The sequence below is a fragment of the Bartonella sp. M0192 genome (assembly GCF_016102305.1).
GTDB classification, from domain to species: Bacteria; Pseudomonadota; Alphaproteobacteria; order Rhizobiales; family Rhizobiaceae; genus Bartonella; species Bartonella apihabitans.
In genome coordinates, this window is sequence record NZ_JACFOU010000001.1 from 917,298 (window position 1) to 935,651 (window position 18,354).

At 45.0% G+C, this 18,354-nt stretch carries 14 protein-coding genes; 8 read left to right on the top strand and 6 right to left on the bottom strand.

Translation table 11 applies throughout. The annotated features are described in order from the left end of the window. The first annotated feature begins 83 nt into the window (after positions 1-83). Complete coding sequence (locus tag H3S82_RS04090) at positions 84-635, top strand: invasion associated locus B family protein (RefSeq protein ID WP_198232533.1); 552 nt, start codon at positions 84-86, stop codon at positions 633-635. A 61-nt stretch (positions 636-696) separates the two neighbouring features. On the opposite strand, the gene H3S82_RS04095 is transcribed toward H3S82_RS04090, so the two are convergent. Continuing rightward, entirely contained in the window at positions 697-3,135 is a 2,439-nt protein-coding gene (locus H3S82_RS04095) for a heavy metal translocating P-type ATPase (protein WP_198232532.1), read from the bottom strand. A 202-nt stretch (positions 3,136-3,337) separates the two neighbouring features. On the opposite strand from H3S82_RS04095, the gene H3S82_RS04100 reads away from it, so the two are divergent. Next, positions 3,338-3,757 (top strand): helix-turn-helix domain-containing protein, encoded by a 420-nt coding sequence (locus H3S82_RS04100; RefSeq protein WP_198232531.1) that lies wholly within the window; start codon positions 3,338-3,340, stop codon positions 3,755-3,757. A gap of 28 nt (positions 3,758-3,785) precedes the next feature. On the opposite strand, the gene H3S82_RS04105 is transcribed toward H3S82_RS04100, so the two are convergent. After that, positions 3,786-3,998 carry a heavy-metal-associated domain-containing protein gene (locus H3S82_RS04105; RefSeq protein WP_075870258.1) on the bottom strand — a complete coding sequence of 71 codons (213 nt, stop codon included), beginning with the start codon at positions 3,996-3,998 and terminating at the stop codon, positions 3,786-3,788. 112 nt (positions 3,999-4,110) lie between these two features. On the opposite strand from H3S82_RS04105, the gene H3S82_RS04110 reads away from it, so the two are divergent. Together H3S82_RS04110 and H3S82_RS04115 are read left to right on the top strand one after the other, a co-directional pair. Continuing rightward, positions 4,111-5,448 carry an MFS transporter gene (locus H3S82_RS04110; protein ID WP_198232530.1) on the top strand — a complete coding sequence of 446 codons (1,338 nt, stop codon included), beginning with the start codon at positions 4,111-4,113 and terminating at the stop codon, positions 5,446-5,448. A 150-nt stretch (positions 5,449-5,598) separates the two neighbouring features. Further along, entirely contained in the window at positions 5,599-5,892 is a 294-nt protein-coding gene (locus H3S82_RS04115) for a YggT family protein (protein WP_198232529.1), read from the top strand. 95 nt (positions 5,893-5,987) lie between these two features. On the opposite strand, the gene H3S82_RS04120 is transcribed toward H3S82_RS04115, so the two are convergent. From H3S82_RS04120 to mgtE, 4 genes are all read right to left on the bottom strand, one after another. Then, positions 5,988-7,271, bottom strand: a complete 1,284-nt coding sequence (locus H3S82_RS04120; RefSeq protein WP_198232528.1) for an MFS transporter — start codon at positions 7,269-7,271, stop codon at positions 5,988-5,990. A gap of 565 nt (positions 7,272-7,836) precedes the next feature. Further along, positions 7,837-8,364 (bottom strand): inorganic diphosphatase, encoded by a 528-nt coding sequence (ppa, locus tag H3S82_RS04125; protein WP_077970583.1) that lies wholly within the window; start codon positions 8,362-8,364, stop codon positions 7,837-7,839. A gap of 68 nt (positions 8,365-8,432) precedes the next feature. After that, a complete protein-coding gene (gene typA, locus H3S82_RS04130; protein WP_075870445.1) occupies positions 8,433-10,262 on the bottom strand; it encodes a translational GTPase TypA in 1,830 nt (609 codons plus the stop codon). A gap of 453 nt (positions 10,263-10,715) precedes the next feature. Continuing rightward, the gene (gene mgtE, locus H3S82_RS04135; RefSeq protein WP_078039144.1) at positions 10,716-12,095 is read right to left on the bottom strand and encodes a magnesium transporter; all 1,380 of its coding nucleotides are present in this window, start codon (positions 12,093-12,095) and stop codon (positions 10,716-10,718) included. A 778-nt stretch (positions 12,096-12,873) separates the two neighbouring features. Between mgtE and H3S82_RS04140 the strand changes: the two genes are divergently transcribed. From H3S82_RS04140 to H3S82_RS04155, 4 genes are all read left to right on the top strand, one after another. Continuing rightward, complete coding sequence (locus H3S82_RS04140; RefSeq protein ID WP_246785233.1) at positions 12,874-14,388, top strand: ABC transporter substrate-binding protein; 1,515 nt, start codon at positions 12,874-12,876, stop codon at positions 14,386-14,388. 464 nt (positions 14,389-14,852) lie between these two features. After that, entirely contained in the window at positions 14,853-16,877 is a 2,025-nt protein-coding gene (locus H3S82_RS04145; protein WP_198233369.1) for a M3 family metallopeptidase, read from the top strand. Positions 16,878-17,167: 290 nt separating this feature from the next. Further along, positions 17,168-17,773, top strand: coding sequence for a 3-isopropylmalate dehydratase small subunit (gene leuD / locus H3S82_RS04150; protein WP_078039146.1), 606 nt, complete (start codon positions 17,168-17,170; stop codon positions 17,771-17,773). A 103-nt stretch (positions 17,774-17,876) separates the two neighbouring features. Then, positions 17,877-18,299, top strand: a complete 423-nt coding sequence (locus tag H3S82_RS04155) for a metallopeptidase family protein (RefSeq protein WP_198233368.1) — start codon at positions 17,877-17,879, stop codon at positions 18,297-18,299. The last annotated feature ends 55 nt before the right edge of the window (positions 18,300-18,354 follow it).

The following is an 18,354-nucleotide window of genomic DNA, read 5'->3' on the forward strand; positions in this document are numbered from 1 at the left end:
TCTGGTTTTAACACGTAACTTTCTTTATACATTTTGGCTGAATTTCGAATATCGGGGAAAATACTTCCAGAAAGAATTTTAATATGAAACGTTTACTCTGTTCCTTTTTTGTGGCCGGTTTACTTTGTTCTACTTTATCAGCCGCCGCTAATGATAAGGGTGGCAGGCCCAATGCCGCGACGTTGCCGAATGGTGCATCGTCATTGACTGAAACCTATGGGCTGTGGACCGTCAATTGTGCCATACAAAATGGCGAAAAAGCTTGCGCTCTGCTCCGTCAGGAAGTTAACAACCAGAACCAGCCGGTCATCAGCATGAATGTTTCGACAAACAATAACGGCGATGTTTCCGGTGTTATTGTTGTACCTTTCGGCATTCTGGTTTCCAAACCTGTAAAGCTTCAGGTTGATGATACCAAGGCGGTTGTCGAAACCGGCGTTCGTACCTGTATGCCTGTCGGTTGCATTGTTCCTGTTGCCTTTGACAAAACGTCAACTCAGGCTTTGCGCGCTGGTAAACAACTCAATGTCAAAGCAACTTCGGCCGGAAATAATGAACAGCCGCTGGATAATCTCTTCGTGCAGCTTGATGGTTTCGGCCCGGCTCTTGATCGCTTGAATGCACTAAAAAAATAATTCGGCAACTCTATAATCATTCGCTCACTATGATTTGGAAAAATGGCTCGAACGAGCCATTTTATTTTTTGAATAATAAAAGCCGCAAAGCATTGAGTGTGACGAGAACAGTCGCTCCGGTATCGGCCATAACAGCAAGCCAAAGGCCTGTAATGCCGAAGATTGTTGTCAGAAGAAAGATCAACTTCAAACCGAGCGCTATGGCAACATTTTCCTTGATATTCAACATGGTAGCTCGGGCAAGCGAAATCAGTGTCGGTATATCGCTCACGCGGTTGCGCAATATGGCTGCATCGGCTGTTTCCAATGCCACATCGGTTCCCGAGCCCATGGCAATGCCGACATTTGCCGCTGCCAGTGCCGGTGCATCATTGATACCATCGCCAACCATAGCAACAATATGATTTTTGCCTAGTTCCTTGATGGCTTCCACTTTCATGCCCGGCATCAATTCCGCTTTGACTGCAAGCCCGAGTTTTCTTGCAATGGCTTCTCCGGTCTGTTTATTGTCACCGGTCAGCATAACAGCTTCAATGTTCAACCGGCGGAGTTCTTCCAAAGCCGCGAGCGCATCGTCCCTTGGCTCGTCGCGCATTGCAATAACGCCGATTGCCTTACCATCATGATGAACAACGACGACGGTTTTTCCTTCGCTTTCGAATTTGTCAGCACTTTTTTGCAATGTTTGGCCGATAACACCGTAATCGTGCGAAAATCTCGGTGCTCCGATGAAAACCGGCTTGCCTTTCCATTCGGCAATAATACCTTTACCGGCAACGGCTTTGACATCTTTCACCGAAACGGCTTCGATTTTCCGTTTTCCGCTTTCGGTGATAATGGCAACAGCAAGCGGGTGGCTCGATTCCCGTTCCAAAGCAACGGCAAGTTGCAATACCTCGTTTTCCGAATATTCGGTTGCAACAACATCTGTGACAACAGGTGTGCCTTTGGTCAAAGTACCGGTTTTATCGAATGTTATACAATCGACCTTCGATAAAGTCTCGACCACGTTCCCGCCCTTGACAAGAAGACCATGACGGGTGCCGGTCGAAAGTCCGGATGCAATAGCTGCCGGTACAGAAATAACAAGCGCACAAGGGCAACCGATCAATAATAGAGCCAAGCCGCGATAGGTCCATTCTCTCCATTGCCCGTCAAAGAGTGGAGGGATGATGGCGACGAGGATAGCGATACCGACGATAATCGGCATATAGACTTTAGAAAAAGCATCGATAAACCGTTCTGTCGGGGCTTTCGCATCCTGTGCTTCTTCGACAAGCGAGATGATGCGTGCAATGGTATTATCGGAGGGTTTTGTTTCCACACGAATACGCAATGTTGATTCATTGTTGATGGAGCCGGCGAAAACCTTGCTGTTGATTGTCTTTGTTACGGGGATCGATTCACCCGTAATCGGCGATTCATCAACACCGGAGGTTCCCTCAATAACAACGCCGTCTGCCGGCAAACGATCACCTGGTCTTGCAAGAACAATATCGTCAATTTGAAGGCTTTCGGCAGGGACTTCTTCAAGCTTGCCATTAACTTCTTTCCAAGCGGTTTTAGGCGCAAGTTTGCTTAATGACTTGATGCCCGCACGTGCATGACCTGTTGCAACACCCTCGAGCACTTCGCCGACACAAAAGAGAAAGACAACCACGGCTGCTTCCTGGGTTGCATTAATGAAAATGGCGCCGATAGCCGCAATTGTCATCAGCATTTCAATCGTAAAGGGACTGCCATTTTTCAATGCGGCAAACGCCCGTTTTGCAACCGGAAGAAGTGCAGCGAGTGCGGCAATTGTAAAAAACCAGAATGACAAATGTGGTAAAAACGTCGATGCAATATATGCAAGAGCAAGGAGAACACCGGACAAGATCGCCGCTTGGCCTTTTTGTGTTTGATACCAGTATTTTTCTTCCTGTTGTTCACGCGGTTGATTGTTGTCGATTTTTAGAAGGTGATAGCCAAGCGATGCGACTGTTTTCTCTATCTCTTCGGGGCTCACACGGCTTTTATCCGCTTTTAAAGACAATCTTTCTCTGGTGAGCGAAACATGGACATTTTCGACGCCCGACATGCGTTCCAAAGCGGTGGTAATGGTTCTTGCACAGGCTGCGCAATCCATACCTTCAACGCGCCATAAAGAATCATTTCCTGCCTCTAACCGCGGGTCATCATCAATGATTTCTTCATCCTCGTCATCATGCTCATGGGAGTGATTATGGTGGTCGTGCGAATGATCGTGATAATGGTCATCAGAGCAATGATCATGCGTGTGTTCATGGTGTTCGTCATGATGATGTCCGGCATGCGCGTGATGTTCATGATCATGTTCTTTTTTATTTTCGGGCGCCGGTTCTGCCTCGGTTCTACAGTGTGCGGCTTCTGTTGACGAAGAGATAATTTCATGATGTTTGTCATCATTTCCTGCCTTATCGGCGCTATTCTTTTTATGATCATGACCATGTGGAATAGTTTCTTTTTCGACTTCAGCCATGGGTCTATCTCCTGTTTTGGCTTTTCCGTCATGCAGCGAAAATCTCGACACTCGAAAATTGATGAGCGTTGAATTTCATCGTTCAAAAATTTGGCTATCGAAATCCACCAACTGAAATTTCGAAATAGGACATTTCCGATGGTGGAATTCATTGTCGAATAATTATATAATTCCTGTAGTAACTACAGCTTCAAGAGGAAAAATGCAGAAAATTTATTTTTCAATTGGCGAACTTTCAAAACATACCGGCTGCAATATCGAAACCATCCGTTATTATGGAAAAATTGGCCTCCTAGACGAGCCTGAGCGTACAGAAGGCAATCAGCGCCGTTATGTCGAAGCTGATTACAAGCGCCTATTGTTTATTTTAAGAGCCAGAAATCTCGGCTTTTCTATTGAAGCCATCCGCCAACTTATAGCATTATCCAAACATCCGGATGATCCATGCGGGGAAGCGGATACAATAGCGCACAAGCAACTTGCAGAAACACGTATGAAAATTGCACGATTGAAAATTCTGGAAAAAGAGCTGGAGAGGATTACAAAGCCGTGCGTCGGCCACAAAATACATGAATGCAAGGTTATTGAAAGCCTTGCGGATACAAGCTCTCTTCAAGCATGATCGCTTGAAGAGAGAATTTTATTGATTTTCACAGGGCTTGAGGCGTATAGCCTTCTTCCTTCATAATGTCGGCCAAACTTGCCTTGTCAGCCACACCTTTGACTTTGACGAGATGTTTGTCGAGCTCAATATTGACATCGGCAGACGGATATTTTTCTTTGATTGCGTTGGTGATTGTTTTTACACAATGTCCGCATGTCATATCTTCTACCTTGAACAAGCTTGTGTTTTGATCAGACATTTTTATATTCCTTTGCCTATTGACTATTTACTATAATATGAGGGGTTCCTATAGGGTAAGGTCAAGGGCGGGGAGTTGTTTATTTTTATAAAGCCCGTAAAACAGGAAAAAGATGAAGTCTGCACGTAATTTGAATAGTGATGACATACGCACGCTGGCGCTTGCCTCTTTGGGGGGAGCACTCGAGTTCTATGACTTCATTATATTTGTGTTTTTTACAGCCGAAATTTCCCATACGGTTCTCCCGTCAGAAATGTCGCCTTGGCTGGCCACAACATGGACCTATGGCATATTCGCCGCCGGTTATCTGATGCGGCCCATCGGGGGAGTCGTCATGGCGCATCTTGGAGATAAACTCGGTCGCAAGCGTATTTTTACGTTCTCGGTCCTTTTGATGTCGCTTGCAACCTTGGGCATGGCTTTTGTGCCGACCTATAACCATTTCGGTATTCTTTCTCCGCTTATTCTTTTGGCCTGCCGGATGATGCAAGGGTTGGCCGTCGGCGGCGAGGTTCCCGGTGCATGGACATTTGTAGCCGAGCATGTTCCGGAACGTCATGTCGGGCTTTCAACAGGTGTTCTCACCTCAGGTCTTTCCCTCGGCATTCTGATCGGTTCTTTTATCGCTTTTGCGATCAATCATATTGTTCATAACAATGTTTTGCCGTGGCCTGAAAATGTAACCGATTTTTGGGGCTGGAGAGTTGCCTTCATCATTGGCGGGATTTTCGGGCTGATTGCTGTCTGGCTCAGGCGCTTTCTGGAAGAAACGCCAATATTCAAAGAATTGAAAAGGAAAAAAGCTCTATCCAAAGAAATTCCTTTGAAAGTAGTTTTGACGAAATATTTGGGAAGCGTTGTCGTAGCAGTTCTTTTGACATGGACTTTATCGGCAACAATTATGATTAGTACCTTGCTCACCCCGAACTATATGAAAGCTGCACCTTATAATTATTCGGGTGACGTCACCCTTGCGGCCAATTCGATAACAAGTTTTTTCCTCATTCTTGGAACGCCGGTTGCAGGATTTTTGTGTGACCGCTTCGGTAGCGGCAAGTTTTTTACGTTTTCCGGAATTGTTTTTGCGGCCGTCTCCTACATTTTTTATCATTGTGCCGGCTATTCAACGGCATTGTTCTTTGTGCTTTCGGCCTTTCTCGGTTTTTTCGCCGGCTATGTCGGCTCGGTCGCTTATGTGATTGTTCGTAGTTTTCCGGCAACAATAAGGTTTTCCGGTTTGTCTTTTTCTTATAATATTGCCTATGCAGTTTTCGGTGGCTTGACGCCGTGGGCAATCAATTTGATGCAACCGGTTTTTCCCATGTTCCATATGTGGTATCTGATTATCATTTCCCTTCTTGCAAGCCTTGTCGGGCTTTACCTGATTTTTTACGGGGAAAAGAAACAAATGCCGATAGGGATAGAAGAGCTTGAAACAAAGGATTTGTAATTGCTCCGACCGAAATGTGCATCAAATTCAAAACTTTCCGGTGTTCTCGGCGGTTTTCACGAAAAGCTTGAATGCTTGTTAAAAAAAGTCTTGCCCATCAAACATTTGAATGGCAATTTTGCTGTTCATCGACTTTCGAAGGAATAGAGAATGATTTATGCTTTGCTATCTGTGGTAGATATTATCTTTAAAGTCTATATTTTCATTCTCATTGCGGGCGCTGTTTTTTCCTGGCTCTATGCGTTCAACATCGTTAATCCGCACAACCCGCTGATAGCTGCAATCGGCAATTTTCTTTATCAGGTCACCGAACCTGTGCTCGCGCCGATCCGGCGTGTCCTGCCAAACTTGGGATCAATCGATGTTTCGCCAATTGTCGTATTCCTGATTATCTATTTTATTCACATCTTTATGTGGCGCGCCTATGCCGGACTCTTTTTCTAAATCCGAACGGCATATGCGGGATTAAAAAAGTATCCAAAGAAGATGGTAAGGGATGTGGTTGGCATCCCTCATTGATGTGATCGTTTCTGCGGCCATTAGTGAGTTTTTTTGTTCCGGCTTAAAAATACTGCACCTAAACACAAAATGTTGGTGAAGATGAGGTAGAAGGCCGGCGAGGAGGGATTGCCGGTGAGCTCCAATATCCACGTAACAACGATTTGGGCGGTTCCGCCAAAGAGGGAAATTCCCAAAGCATAAGAGATAGAAAATCCGGTGGCTCGCAATCTTTTCGGGAAACATTCACATAAGAATATAACAATTCCGGCACCGCTAATGTTCTGCAAGGCTGTGAAAATGGTGATAACGCCGAAGAACACCCAAATGCTGTTGAATTGGTTGACGAGGTAAAGTCCCGGCCACAGGATAACGAGCAATATGATGCGGGGAGCAACGATTGTTATCCGCCGTCCGAACCGGTCGGCACAATAACCGCCAATCAATGCAAAAATAACAACCCCCAATCCGACAACAAAAGTGGCAAGCATCGCAAAATTCTCGCCATAGTGCAGTTCGGTCAGGGCATAAGTCGTTGTGTAATTTAAAAAATATTGCGTAACGGTACTTCCTGAAAGGACGAATATCCCGATAAAAATCAGAGCACTGTGATGCTCGAATATTTCTTTTAGCAGTCCCTTTGTCGAGTTGTTTTCGGCTTTGTCTTCAAGTTTTAATGTTTCACCAAGATGGCGACGCATCAAAATTGCAATCGGTAAAATGCAAAGTCCCAGACCAAAAGCAATGCGCCATCCCCAATCGGTTTGTTGTTGGTGTGTCAGATAAAGGCTTAAGATATAGCCGACCAAACCGGCAGTTATTGCCGCGGCGCCCTGTGCCACAATCTGCCAACTCGCATAGAAAGCGCGTTTTCCTTCCGGAGCAGCCTCCATGATGAACGTTGTCGCAGGCCCTGCTTCGCCGCCCCAGGCAAGCCCTTGTGCCAATCTGGCAATCACCAGCAATATGGGTGCTGCAATTCCGATTTGCTCGTAGCCGGGCAGAAGAATAAGCCCTGCAGTGCCGATTGCCATTAACAACATTGTCAGGATCATTGCGGGTTTGCGTCCGACCTTGTCGGCATAGGTGCCGATGAGGATTGCCCCCAAGGGGCGGGCTATAAAACCTATGCCGAATGTTGAAACCGACGACATCAGGCTGACAAACTCGTTGTCAGATGGGAAAAAAGTTTTCCCGATCATGACAGCGAATGTTGTGTAGACGATAAAATCGTAAAATTCGACAGCATTACCGATAGCAACAGCGGCAACATCACCTTTGGTGATGGTGTGGCTTTTTTCAGGGGCTTTTACTGCAGCATCCATACGTCAAAAATCCCGTTGCACTCTCTTTATCGGAATTGGGCGCCGGTTTTGCACCAATTATTATCAACCTTTTAATCAAAAAGACCGGTTACGGACAGATAACAAAAACAAGTTTTTTGGTGCGTAACGGCATTTTGATTAAGCCTCGCTTTAATAAGCAAAAAATATGATTTGTTCAGCAATTTGTGTGATTATCATTCCAAGCTTATAGGACATTTATACGGGTTGCCAAATCAGCAGCTTGTCAATAACAAGTTTTTGTCGGCAATTTCTTTTTTCGGGACAACGCATAAACAGTCGATCATCGGAATGCCGCTCTCCCATAAGCAGTCAATGACAATCACACCCCGTATAAATAAAACTTGTACAAGAAAACCAGGCAGGACATTGTCCCGGAAAAACCAAGCGGGACAGGCTTCAAAGTGGAAAAGAGGACAACGGACGTGTTGCTGTTAAAACCACTTGCCATGATGCTAAAAAAACAACGCCCGACAAAGTTTGACGGGCGCTTTAATCAAATATTTTTAAAGCTGATTGACAGAAGACTATCAATTATTTCCAAGGATTATTTTTTTGCGCGCTTGATTGCTTTGTTGATGAGCTCGCGGGCAAAATCTTCATCTTCCCATCCGCCAATCTTGACCCATTTGCCGGGTTCGAGATCTTTGTAATGCTGGAAGAAATGTTCGACCTGTTTCAAGGTTATTTCCGGCATATCGGCATAGTCGTGAACATCGACATAACGTTGTGTCATTTTGGGTGTCGGAACAGCAATGATTTTTTCATCTTTGCCGCCGTCATCTTCCATAATCAAAGCGCCAATCGGACGGCAATTGATAACGCATCCTGGAACAAGCGGACGGGTGTTAAGAACGAGAACATCAATCGGATCGCCATCTTCCGACAAAGTGTGCGGAACAAAACCGTAATTGCCCGGATATGTCATCGGGGTGTAGAGAAAACGATCAACAAACAGCGCACCCGACTTTTTATCCATTTCATATTTGATTGGTTGACCGCCGACCGGCACTTCGATGATAACATTAACATCTTCCGGCGGGTTTTTGCCGATGGGGATCAAATCAATATTCATAGAGACATCCTTTCCAGAATAAAAAGAGCCGGACACCTTCTAAAGTATCCGGCATAAATGGTCAAAAATCAGGCAGCACTGTCCGACGGACGTGGCTTTCCGTTTCTTTTACGATCAATCGGGTCAAGGTAAAGCTTGCGCAGACGAATGTTCTTTGGCGTAACTTCGACGAGCTCGTCATCCTGAATCCACGATAACGCACGTTCCAATGTCATTTTGATAGGAGGAGTGAGTTTCACAGCCTCATCCTTTCCGGCAGCACGAACATTGGTAAGCTTTTTACCCTTCAAGACGTTTACATCCAAATCATTATCACGTGAATGGATGCCGATAATCATTCCCTGATAGACTTTGACACCCGCATCAATGATCATCGGGCCGCGGTCTTCAAGATTGAACAGGGCATAGGCTACCGATTCACCATTATCATTGGAAATCATGACGCCATTGGTACGTCCGGCAATATCGCCTTTATATGGTTCATAGTCATGGAACAAGCGGTTCATGACGGCAGTGCCACGCGTATCGGTCAATAATTCCGACTGGTAGCCGATAAGGCCACGTGTGGGCGCATAAAAGACCATGCGGACACGATTTCCACCTGACGGCTTAAGCTCGATCATCTCGCCTTTGCGTTCCGACATTTTCTGGACGACAATGCCGGAATATTCCTCGTCAACGTCAATGACAACTTCTTCGACCGGTTCAAGCTTGTTGCCGTTCTCGTCGGTATGCATAACAACACGCGGACGCGAAACCGAAAGTTCGAAACCTTCACGGCGCATATTTTCGATCAAAACAGCAAGCTGCAATTCGCCACGGCCGGAAACATAGAAGGAATCCTTGTCTTTTGATTCCTCGATTTTCAGAGCAACGTTCCCTTCGGCCTCTTTGAGCAAACGGTCACGAATGACACGACTTGTAACTTTGTCACCTTCTGTCCCTGCGAGCGGGCTGTCATTGACAAGGAAACTCATTGTGACTGTCGGCGGGTCAATCGGCTGGGCCTTCAAAGGCTCGGTTACTGACGGGTCACAGAAAGTATCGGCAACCGTACCTTTTTGTAGACCGGCAATTGCAACAATATCACCGGCATCACCTTCTTCGATCGGTTGACGCTCAAGCCCGCGGAAAGCAAGAATTTTTGAAATTCTTCCGGTTTCAACAAGATTACCCTGCTGGTCGAGGACTTTCACTGCCTGGTTCGGTTTGATTTTACCGGAGTGGATTCTGCCGGTGATGATACGACCCAAAAATGGATCGGCTTCCAGAATGGTACCGATCATCGTAAACGGACCCGGAGCAACAGTCGGAGCCGGTACATGACGTACGACCATGTCGAACAAAGGCGCCAACCCCTGATCTTTCGGGCCATCGGGGCTTTCAGCCATCCAGCCATCACGACCGGAACCATAAAGGATCGGGAAATCGAGTTGTTCATCTGTTGCGTCAAGTGCGGCAAACAGATCAAAAACTTCATTGATAACTTCTTCAGGACGTGCGTCGGGGCGATCGATCTTGTTAATGGCAACAATCGGGCGCAGGCCAACTTTCAAGGCTTTGCCAACAACAAATTTTGTTTGCGGCATCGGACCTTCGGCGGCATCCACGAGAACAATGGCTCCATCCACCATATTAAGGATACGTTCCACTTCACCGCCGAAATCGGCGTGTCCGGGTGTATCAACAATATTGATACGCGTATCTTTCCAAACGACAGAGGTAACTTTGGCAAGAATGGTAATTCCACGTTCTTTTTCAATATCGTTGGAATCCATCATACGCTCGCCAGTGCGTTGGTTTTGGCGGAAATTTCCTGATTGCTTTAATAGCCCGTCGACAAGGGTTGTTTTACCGTGGTCAACGTGGGCAATGATTGCAATATTGCGCAATTGCATGTAAATCTTCTTTTCGTTCACTGAAATTTCGAAAATACGGCAACAACAGTCGCCGCATGGTGTTGCATGCCTCTTACAAGTTTTTTACGGTTTTTGGAAGAGGGGGAAACCTTTTTTAGCTAAGATAAACGCATTATCATAACTTTGAACCTTCGAAGGCATTCTTCCGATTATATGAGAATAGTCGGTTGGCTAATCAATATCTCACCATAAAATGCCTTCTCCCAATGAAAATAATTATTAAAAAAATCAAGAAAATAATTGCAAAAGAGAAGAAGCGTAATGGCATTATTCTATCAAGCCATAGTTTCTCAATGACGAGGCCGTCTATATCGGCACAAGCAGATTGTGCGCTTTAATCCGGCTTGTGTTTTTTTAATGCCGATTGTGCATTTGAATAATGAAGGCCGTCGTTCAATGTCGAAAAATAGAACAACGGCCTTAAACAGGGACTCACAAAAGTGTGCCACTTAAAATAAGTGCAGCGACAGAAAAATAAATAACAATACCGGTTACGTCGACCAGTGTTGCGACAAAAGGTGCAGAAGCACTCGCTGGGTCAAATCCCAGACGGTTCAAGAGAAACGGAAGCATCGAACCTGTGAGACAGCCGAACATAACAATGCCGATAAGGGCGGCTCCCACCGTTATTGCCACCAGCACCCAATGTTCGCCATAATCGTAGATGCCGGTTTTTTGCCACACGATAATGCGTATAACGCCAATCAGTCCGAGCATGGCTCCCAAAGACACGCCTGCCGGTATTTCCCTTAAAGCGACTTTCCACCAATCTCTAAGTTCAAGCTCTCTTAAGGCAAGTGCTCGAATGATAAGAGATGTTGCCTGAGAACCGGAATTACCGCCGGAACTCATGATAAGCGGAATGAAGAGGGTGAGGACAATCGCTTTTTCAAGCTCGACCTCAAAATGCTGCATGGCGCTGGCGGTCAACATTTCGCCCAGAAACAAGACGGCAAGCCAGCCACCGCGTTTTTTCATCATATCGAAAAAGCCGATATCCATATAGGGCTTGTCGAGCGCTTCCATACCACCGAATTTATAAGCATCTTCACTCATTTCTTCGGTCATGGCATCAAGCACGTCATCGACTGTCACAATGCCGATCACATGGTCCGTCTCGTCTACAACCGGAACCGAGAGCAAATCGTGACGCCGGAACAGACGCGCAACTTCTTCCTGATCGGTCAAAGGACCAATCTTGATCGGCTCACCATTGGTGGCAGCATTAAGAATCGTGTCATCGGGATTTGCCAGAATAAGATTCCTGAGCGAAACCGCTTTGATCAAAACGCTGGTTTCCGGATCAATGACATAACTTGCGTAAACAGTTTCGCGTGTACGCTCGACATCGCGGATATGATCAAGCGTTTGACGAACCGACCAAGTGGAAGGAACTGCGATAAATTCTGTTGTCATCAACGCGCCGGCGCTGCCATCAGGATAACTCGACAGCTTTTTCATTTCGGCGCGGGTGAGCGGCTTCAACAGGGGATAAAGTTTGGCGCGAGTCGCTTCTTCCATTTCCTGAAATACATCGGCTGCCTGGTCGGCAGACATTCCGTCAAGAATTGTGACAGAACGCTCGGTCGGCAGCATTTCAAGAATCTGCCCCGGCTCGTCAAGTTCCGGCTTGTCGAACAGCTCGATAGCATATTCTATCGGTAAAAATTTGAACACATTCACCCGTTCGACAATGTCGAGATCGTTAATGACATCGACAGCGTCGGCAAAATGCAGACGGCTCAAGCGCTCGGCAAGCGCCTCAGCAGACAGCGTTTTGACATCAAATGCTGAAGTCTGGTTTTCAGTCATGATGGAGCTCCTTAAGGACAGTTCGTTACGGACATTCAACCTGTGGGGTAACCTGTCGTGCAGGTTTGACATCCCGACAGATCATGTGGGGGGAGCGTTTCCCTACGCAGATGTTTCAATTGTTATGTTTTGAACGAAAGTCAAGCACTGTTTGGTGAACTGTCACTTTTATTCTTATAACTTCAAAAAACAGTGGAAACTTGATGGATAATTTCTTTTTTTAAGGCTGGATCTGTCCCATTAAAGGAACAAGCTGTATTGAGCTATTGTATTCGAGATATGCTGCTTGTTTTATATAAAATTATAATATAATTATTTAAAAATAATGTTTAATAATAAAAGTATAATATAAAACATTTATAATTTTAATATAAAAACAAATTCATATTTTTATGCAATCTGATAAATTGCATAAATAAGATAATCGATGATTTTTATTTAATTAATGAAAAATATTTTAGTCGACAACGTATAATGAACTTAATTTTTGATACCACATAACAAACAATAATCAACAACGAGTTGATTTAGCCCAATTTGATAATAATTTTCCGTTTTTGGCCTTCCGCTGTAATTATAGCATTCAATAACAAATGCGTTATGTTACATTGATTGCGCCATGATAGATGAAAATTAATGACTTGTTTTGAACAAGGTTCAGAGCTCGGGGATTTTCGAAACATAAACTTGGATAGAGATCAAAGTGAGTCACTCTAAAGATTTTGCTGAAATATCCGGAGAACCCGCCTCATTGACAAGCCCAACAATGAGCACAGCAATGAGGGGGATATTGATGTGCTTGTTTTTCTTCTGTTTATTTGTTTCACCTGTCTTCGCATCATCAGCTTCCGAACTCAAAATTGCGCTTCAAGACGATCCTGATAGTTTGGATCCGGCCTTATCGAAAACCTTTTCAGGACGGCTAGTTTATACGGCGATATGCGATAAACTTGTTGATATTTCCCCTGATGCCGGTTTTGTTCCCGAACTTGCTCAAAGTTGGTCTTTTTCTGAAGACGGCAAGATTTTGAAAATGAGTTTACGCAGAGATGTCGTCTTTCAGGATGGCACTCCGTTTAATGCCGATGCAGCAGTCTATTCTTTAAAACGTACAATCGGTTTTTTGCAATCCGTTCGGGAAAACGAACTTGATTCTGTTGTGTCTTTCGACGCAACAGGCCCCTTCGAATTGACGATCAAATTAAAATATCCCGATGCTGCACTTTTATCGCAACTCGCAGATCGGGCAGGGGTCATGGTGTCGCCCAAAGCAGCGCGTGAAATGGGCACAGATTTCGGGTTGAAGCCTATTTGTGCGGGGCCGTTCCGCTTTGTCGAGCGCGTTCCACATGACAGAATTGTTTTGGAAAAATTCGATCGCTATTGGAACAGCCAACAAATCAAACTTGACCGTCTCACTTTTTTGTCGATCGAAGATCCGTCGGTGCGTTTTTCGAATTTGCGTGCCGGAATTGTTGATATGGTTGACCGGCTTTCTTCAAGCGATTTTGCCAAAGCTAAAACGGCATCCAGATTAGAAACGAACAGAATAGCGAGCGAAGCTTATATTGCGTTGACAATCAATATCGCAAATGGTGACAAAGCAATGACGCCGCTCGGCCAACAGAAATTGCTGCGGCAAGCATTTTCATTTGCCATTGATCGTGCGTCTATTCGTGACAACGTTTATGACGGTGCAATGGTTGTCGGCAACCAGCCTTGGGCACCTGATACAATCTGGTACAATTCAGGTTTTCCGGTTTCCCCGCGCAATCTTGAAAAAGCGCGCGAGCTCATTCAACAAGCCGGTTTTGCCAATCAGAAAATCGATGTCCAGATTTCCCATAGTAACGACCCGACAATTGTACAGGTGATGCAGGCAATCCAGAAGATGGCCAATGAAGCGGGCTTCAATGTCAGTCTTCGTCCCAAAGAAGAAACCAAACTTGCTATCGATAATAAGAGCGGCAAATTCGAAGTTTCTGCACAAAGGTGGAGCGGTAGGATTGATCCGGATGGAAATATCTTCCGGTTTGTTAGCTGTGAGGGGGCAGGCAACATAGGTAGATATTGTAATCGCGATCTCGACGACAAGCTCTCTTTGGCACGTAAGCCCCCCGATCCTGCCGAACGTGCCGATCTTTATCATCATGCTATCGCTATTCTTCAAGATGATATGCCGGTAATCTATCTCGGCCATCCCGATTTTATTTATGCCTACACCAAAAAACTCCACGGTTTTGAGCCTTATCCGGATGGATTGATCCGTTTTTCCAACATGTATAAAAATTGAAGCCGCATGCGCTTTCAAAAATGTGGGCAGAAAGAAACGGTTTGTTCCACGGTTGAAACCGGCATGATTAAAAACCGTTTTCATAAGTCGGAAAAACATCTTGGAGAAGTTAAAGAATTTGCCAAGACAATGAATTTGTTAAGCCAATGAATCTTCTAGGATACGGAATCTTCCAAAATAGCGAATTGTCTGAGGCATTGAATTTTTTAAACAAAGAATTTTTTCGTTAGCGGCAGGACCAAGATTTTTGCGGTTAAAAAAGTAATTTAGAAAATGATCTAACGAAAAATTCCGCTTCATAAACGCCGTTTCTGTCTTTCTTCATCCGAAAGACAGAAGAATGAATACGCATTTAAGGGTAAAAAGAGTTTGAGAGACGCTGGCATTCATAGTTTTAATTATTACATGTGGTACAAATTGATCATTGCAAACAATTTGCAACAAAAAGATTGGAGATAAAAAATATGTCAAAAACGGCGTTGCTGGAGTGGACCGGTTTTGAAGGTCTGCCTGATTTTTCAAAAATTCATGATGAAGATTTCAAGCCAGCTTTTGAAGAAGCATTAAAAGATGCCGAAGCCGAAATTGAACAAATTGCGGCCTCTCCGGAACCTGCCACGATTGACGGTTTTTTGCAGTCGTTCGAGCTTGCAGGCAAATCTCTCGACCATGTATGTTCTGTTTTCTTTCTCCGTTCGGGTGCCTATAGCAATGATCTGATCCAGCAATTGGAACAGGATTTTGTACCGAAGCTATCGCGTTATTCTTCAAAATTGATGATGGATCCGCGACTTTTTGCAAAAATTGATGCCCTCCATGAGGAAGCAAAAAAAGCGAAATTCGATGCCGAAACCACGCGTGTGATCGAACTCACATGGAAAGGGTTTGTCCGGAACGGTGCACTTCTTGATGAAAAGGATAAAAAAAGACTGGCAGAGATAAACGAGCGATTGGCTTTGCTTGGCGCACAGTTCGGCCAACATGTATTGAATGATGAAGCCGATTGGGTTCTTTATCTTGAAAAAGAAGACTTGGCCGGACTTCCTGACGATCTCGTTGCAACAATGAAAGAGACGGCAAAGGAAAGAGGAAAGCCGGAGTCCTATGCACTGACGCTTGCGCGTTCGGTTGTGGAGCCGTTTCTGACTTTTTCCGACCGGCGGGATTTGCGTCAGATTGCCTTTGAAGCATGGGCAAAGCGCGGTGAAAACGGCAATAAAAATGATAATCGGAAGATTATCAGCGAGATTGTGGCATTGCGTGATGAAAAGGCAAAGCTTCTTGGCTTCAAATCCTTTGCTGCGTTCAAACTCGACAACACAATGGCCAAAACGCCCGACAATGTGATGAAACTTTTAATGCCTGTCTGGAAGCGGGCTGTAGCAAAGGCTGAGAAAGAAGCAGAAGAGCTGCAAAAACTGGCAGCGCAAACGGGGAGCAATGACGAATTGGCTGCTTGGGATTGGCGCTATTATGCGGAGAAACTGCGCACAAAATTGTTCTCCTTCGATGAAGCATCGGTCAAAGTCTATTTTGAACTGAATAAAATGATTGAAGCCGCTTTTGCCACGGCCAAGAAGCTTTTCGGTGTCACTTTCGAAGAAAAACATGGAGTACCGCTGTGGCATCAGGATGCCAGACTTTTCGAGGTAAAAAATCCTGACGGAAGCTTACGCGGTCTTTTCGTTGGAGATTATTTTGCCCGCCCGAGCAAACGCTCAGGTGCATGGATGAGCGAATTACAAACCGAACATCATCTTAAAAAAGGGCGCAAACCGATCATCTATAATATTTGTAACTTCGCCAAGCCGCCCAAGGGAAAACCGGCACTTTTGTCATTGGATGATGCGCGAACCCTGTTTCACGAATTCGGGCATGCTCTCCATGGATTGCTATCGGAAGTGAAATGGCCATCGGTTTCGGGAACCTCTGTGGCAAGAGATTTTGTCGAACTCCCTTCGCAATTGTTCGAGCATTGGGTCACTGTTCCGGAAACCTTGAAAACTTACGCAAGGAACGTCAAAACCGGTGAACCAATGCCGCAAGAATTGCTCGACAAGGTTCTCGCTGCACGCACGTTCAATGGTGGCTTTGACGCCGTCGAATTTACGGCTTCCGCGCTTGTTGACATGGCCTTCCATGAAGGCGGAAAAGTTGATGACCCGACCGAATTCGAGAAAAAAGAATTGCAAAAATTGGGTATGCCGAAGGCAATCATTATGCGCCACCGTCCGCCTCATTTTACACATGTATTTACCGGTGACGGTTATTCGGCAGGCTATTACTCCTATATGTGGGCAGAAGTTCTCGATTCAGATGCGTTCGAGGCTTTTGAAGAAGCAGGCAATGCCTTTGATCCGAAAACAGCAGAAAAATTGAAAAAATATATTTATTCGGCCGGTGGCAGCCGTGATCCGGAAGAACTTTATAAAGCTTTCCGAGGCCGCTTGCCGAGCCCGGATGCATTAATGAGGAAACGCGGTATTTGAGTAGTACGGCCTTGTTAGAGGTGTGATTAACCGAAAGGAGGAAAATTCACTCCTTTCGGTTTTAAGGGTTTTATCTTGTGGCGTTTTTGGGTTAAAAATCCCGCCGGAAGATGCTTCTTTTGAAAATTCGTAATTCAAATTTCGGTTATAAATAAAAGAAGCGAACCTGAATTTGATATAAAAAGCGGGGGGAAATGGCGTATAGGATGAGGCTATCTCCATCGCTTTGACAGCTTACTCATGCAGGAGTAAGAATTATTGGAAAAACTCTAAAATTCGGATTTTGAAAAATGGAAAAGTTCACAACACTGACGGGTGTTGCAGCCCCAATGCCGGTTGTCAATATTGATACCGATATGATTATTCCAAAAAACTATTTGAAAACGATCAAACGGACGGGGCTGGGCAAAGGGCTTTTTGCAGATATGCGTTATCGTGATGACGGATCTGAAAATCCTGATTTCGTTTTGAACAAACCCGCTTACCGTCACGCCAAAATCATTGTCGCGGGAGATAATTTCGGTTGTGGTTCATCGCGTGAACATGCGCCTTGGGCATTGGCCGATTTCGGGATACGTTGTGTTATTTCGACTTCATTTGCCGATATTTTTTATAATAATTGTTTCAAAAATGGTATTTTGCCAATCATCGTCAGTCCGGAAGATTTACAAAAGCTGATGGAGGATGCAGAACGCGGTGCTAATGCAACTATGACCATCGACCTTGAGAAAAAGGAAATCCATGGACCTGATGGTGGAACATTGAAGTTCGATCTTGACGAATTTCGCCGGCACTGTCTGTTGAACGGACTTGACGATATTGGACTGACTATGCGCAAGGTGTCCGAAATTGATTCTTTTGAAAAAAAGAATGCAAAGGAACATCCATGGGCTTGAATTAACGGGCTTTAAAAAAATAAATCGGATTTTGAATTAGCCGCTTGAGAGCGAGCTAAATGAACTACGTTTTTGATAGCTGCAATGGAGCATGTAATTTAATATGGCTAGACCAGACCATAGTCATAACTGGGCCTCTCGCCTCTCTCCAAGTTTGAAGGAAATAGATTCTATTGCCCGAAATTCTTTCGCCAATTTGCCATCAAGATTTCGGGTTCTTTGTAAGGACCTTGTTATAAGTGTCACGGATTTTCCTGATGACCAGATGATGGATGATATGGGACTTGAATCTCCGTTCGAGCTTTTGGGCTTGTTTGAAGGACAAGGAATTAGCGAGCGGTTTTCTCTGAATACTGGCAATAAAACCAACCGGATTACATTGTTCAGGCGGCCAATCCTCGATTATTGGTCCGAAAATGATGAGGCGCTAGGCGATATCGTGACTCATGTTCTTATTCAGGAAATCGGACGTAACTTCGGTTTATCGGACGACACATTGGACGAAATAGAAGAAGCTGTCGAATAAGATCGAAGTAAAAAGTTAAGGTCACCGTTTGTCTGGCTTATTCGCATTTGCTGCA

Bases quoted from the DNA above. Each gene is read 5' to 3' on its own strand.
- ppa (WP_077970583.1), bottom strand. From the start codon at position 8,364: ATGAATATTGATTTGATCCCCATCGGCAAAAACCCGCCGGAAGATGTT.
- H3S82_RS04090 (WP_198232533.1), top strand. From the start codon at position 84: ATGAAACGTTTACTCTGTTCCTTTTTTGTGGCCGGTTTACTTTGTTCT.
- H3S82_RS04155 (WP_198233368.1), top strand. From the start codon at position 17,877: ATGGCTAGACCAGACCATAGTCATAACTGGGCCTCTCGCCTCTCTCCA.
- typA (WP_075870445.1), bottom strand. From the start codon at position 10,262: ATGCAATTGCGCAATATTGCAATCATTGCCCACGTTGACCACGGTAAA.
- H3S82_RS04115 (WP_198232529.1), top strand. From the start codon at position 5,599: ATGATTTATGCTTTGCTATCTGTGGTAGATATTATCTTTAAAGTCTAT.
- H3S82_RS04145 (WP_198233369.1), top strand. From the start codon at position 14,853: ATGTCAAAAACGGCGTTGCTGGAGTGGACCGGTTTTGAAGGTCTGCCT.
- H3S82_RS04105 (WP_075870258.1), bottom strand. From the start codon at position 3,998: ATGTCTGATCAAAACACAAGCTTGTTCAAGGTAGAAGATATGACATGC.
- H3S82_RS04110 (WP_198232530.1), top strand. From the start codon at position 4,111: ATGAAGTCTGCACGTAATTTGAATAGTGATGACATACGCACGCTGGCG.
- H3S82_RS04140 (WP_246785233.1), top strand. From the start codon at position 12,874: ATGAGGGGGATATTGATGTGCTTGTTTTTCTTCTGTTTATTTGTTTCA.
- H3S82_RS04100 (WP_198232531.1), top strand. From the start codon at position 3,338: ATGCAGAAAATTTATTTTTCAATTGGCGAACTTTCAAAACATACCGGC.
- H3S82_RS04095 (WP_198232532.1), bottom strand. From the start codon at position 3,135: ATGGCTGAAGTCGAAAAAGAAACTATTCCACATGGTCATGATCATAAA.
- H3S82_RS04120 (WP_198232528.1), bottom strand. From the start codon at position 7,271: ATGGATGCTGCAGTAAAAGCCCCTGAAAAAAGCCACACCATCACCAAA.
- mgtE (WP_078039144.1), bottom strand. From the start codon at position 12,095: ATGACTGAAAACCAGACTTCAGCATTTGATGTCAAAACGCTGTCTGCT.
- leuD (WP_078039146.1), top strand. From the start codon at position 17,168: ATGGAAAAGTTCACAACACTGACGGGTGTTGCAGCCCCAATGCCGGTT.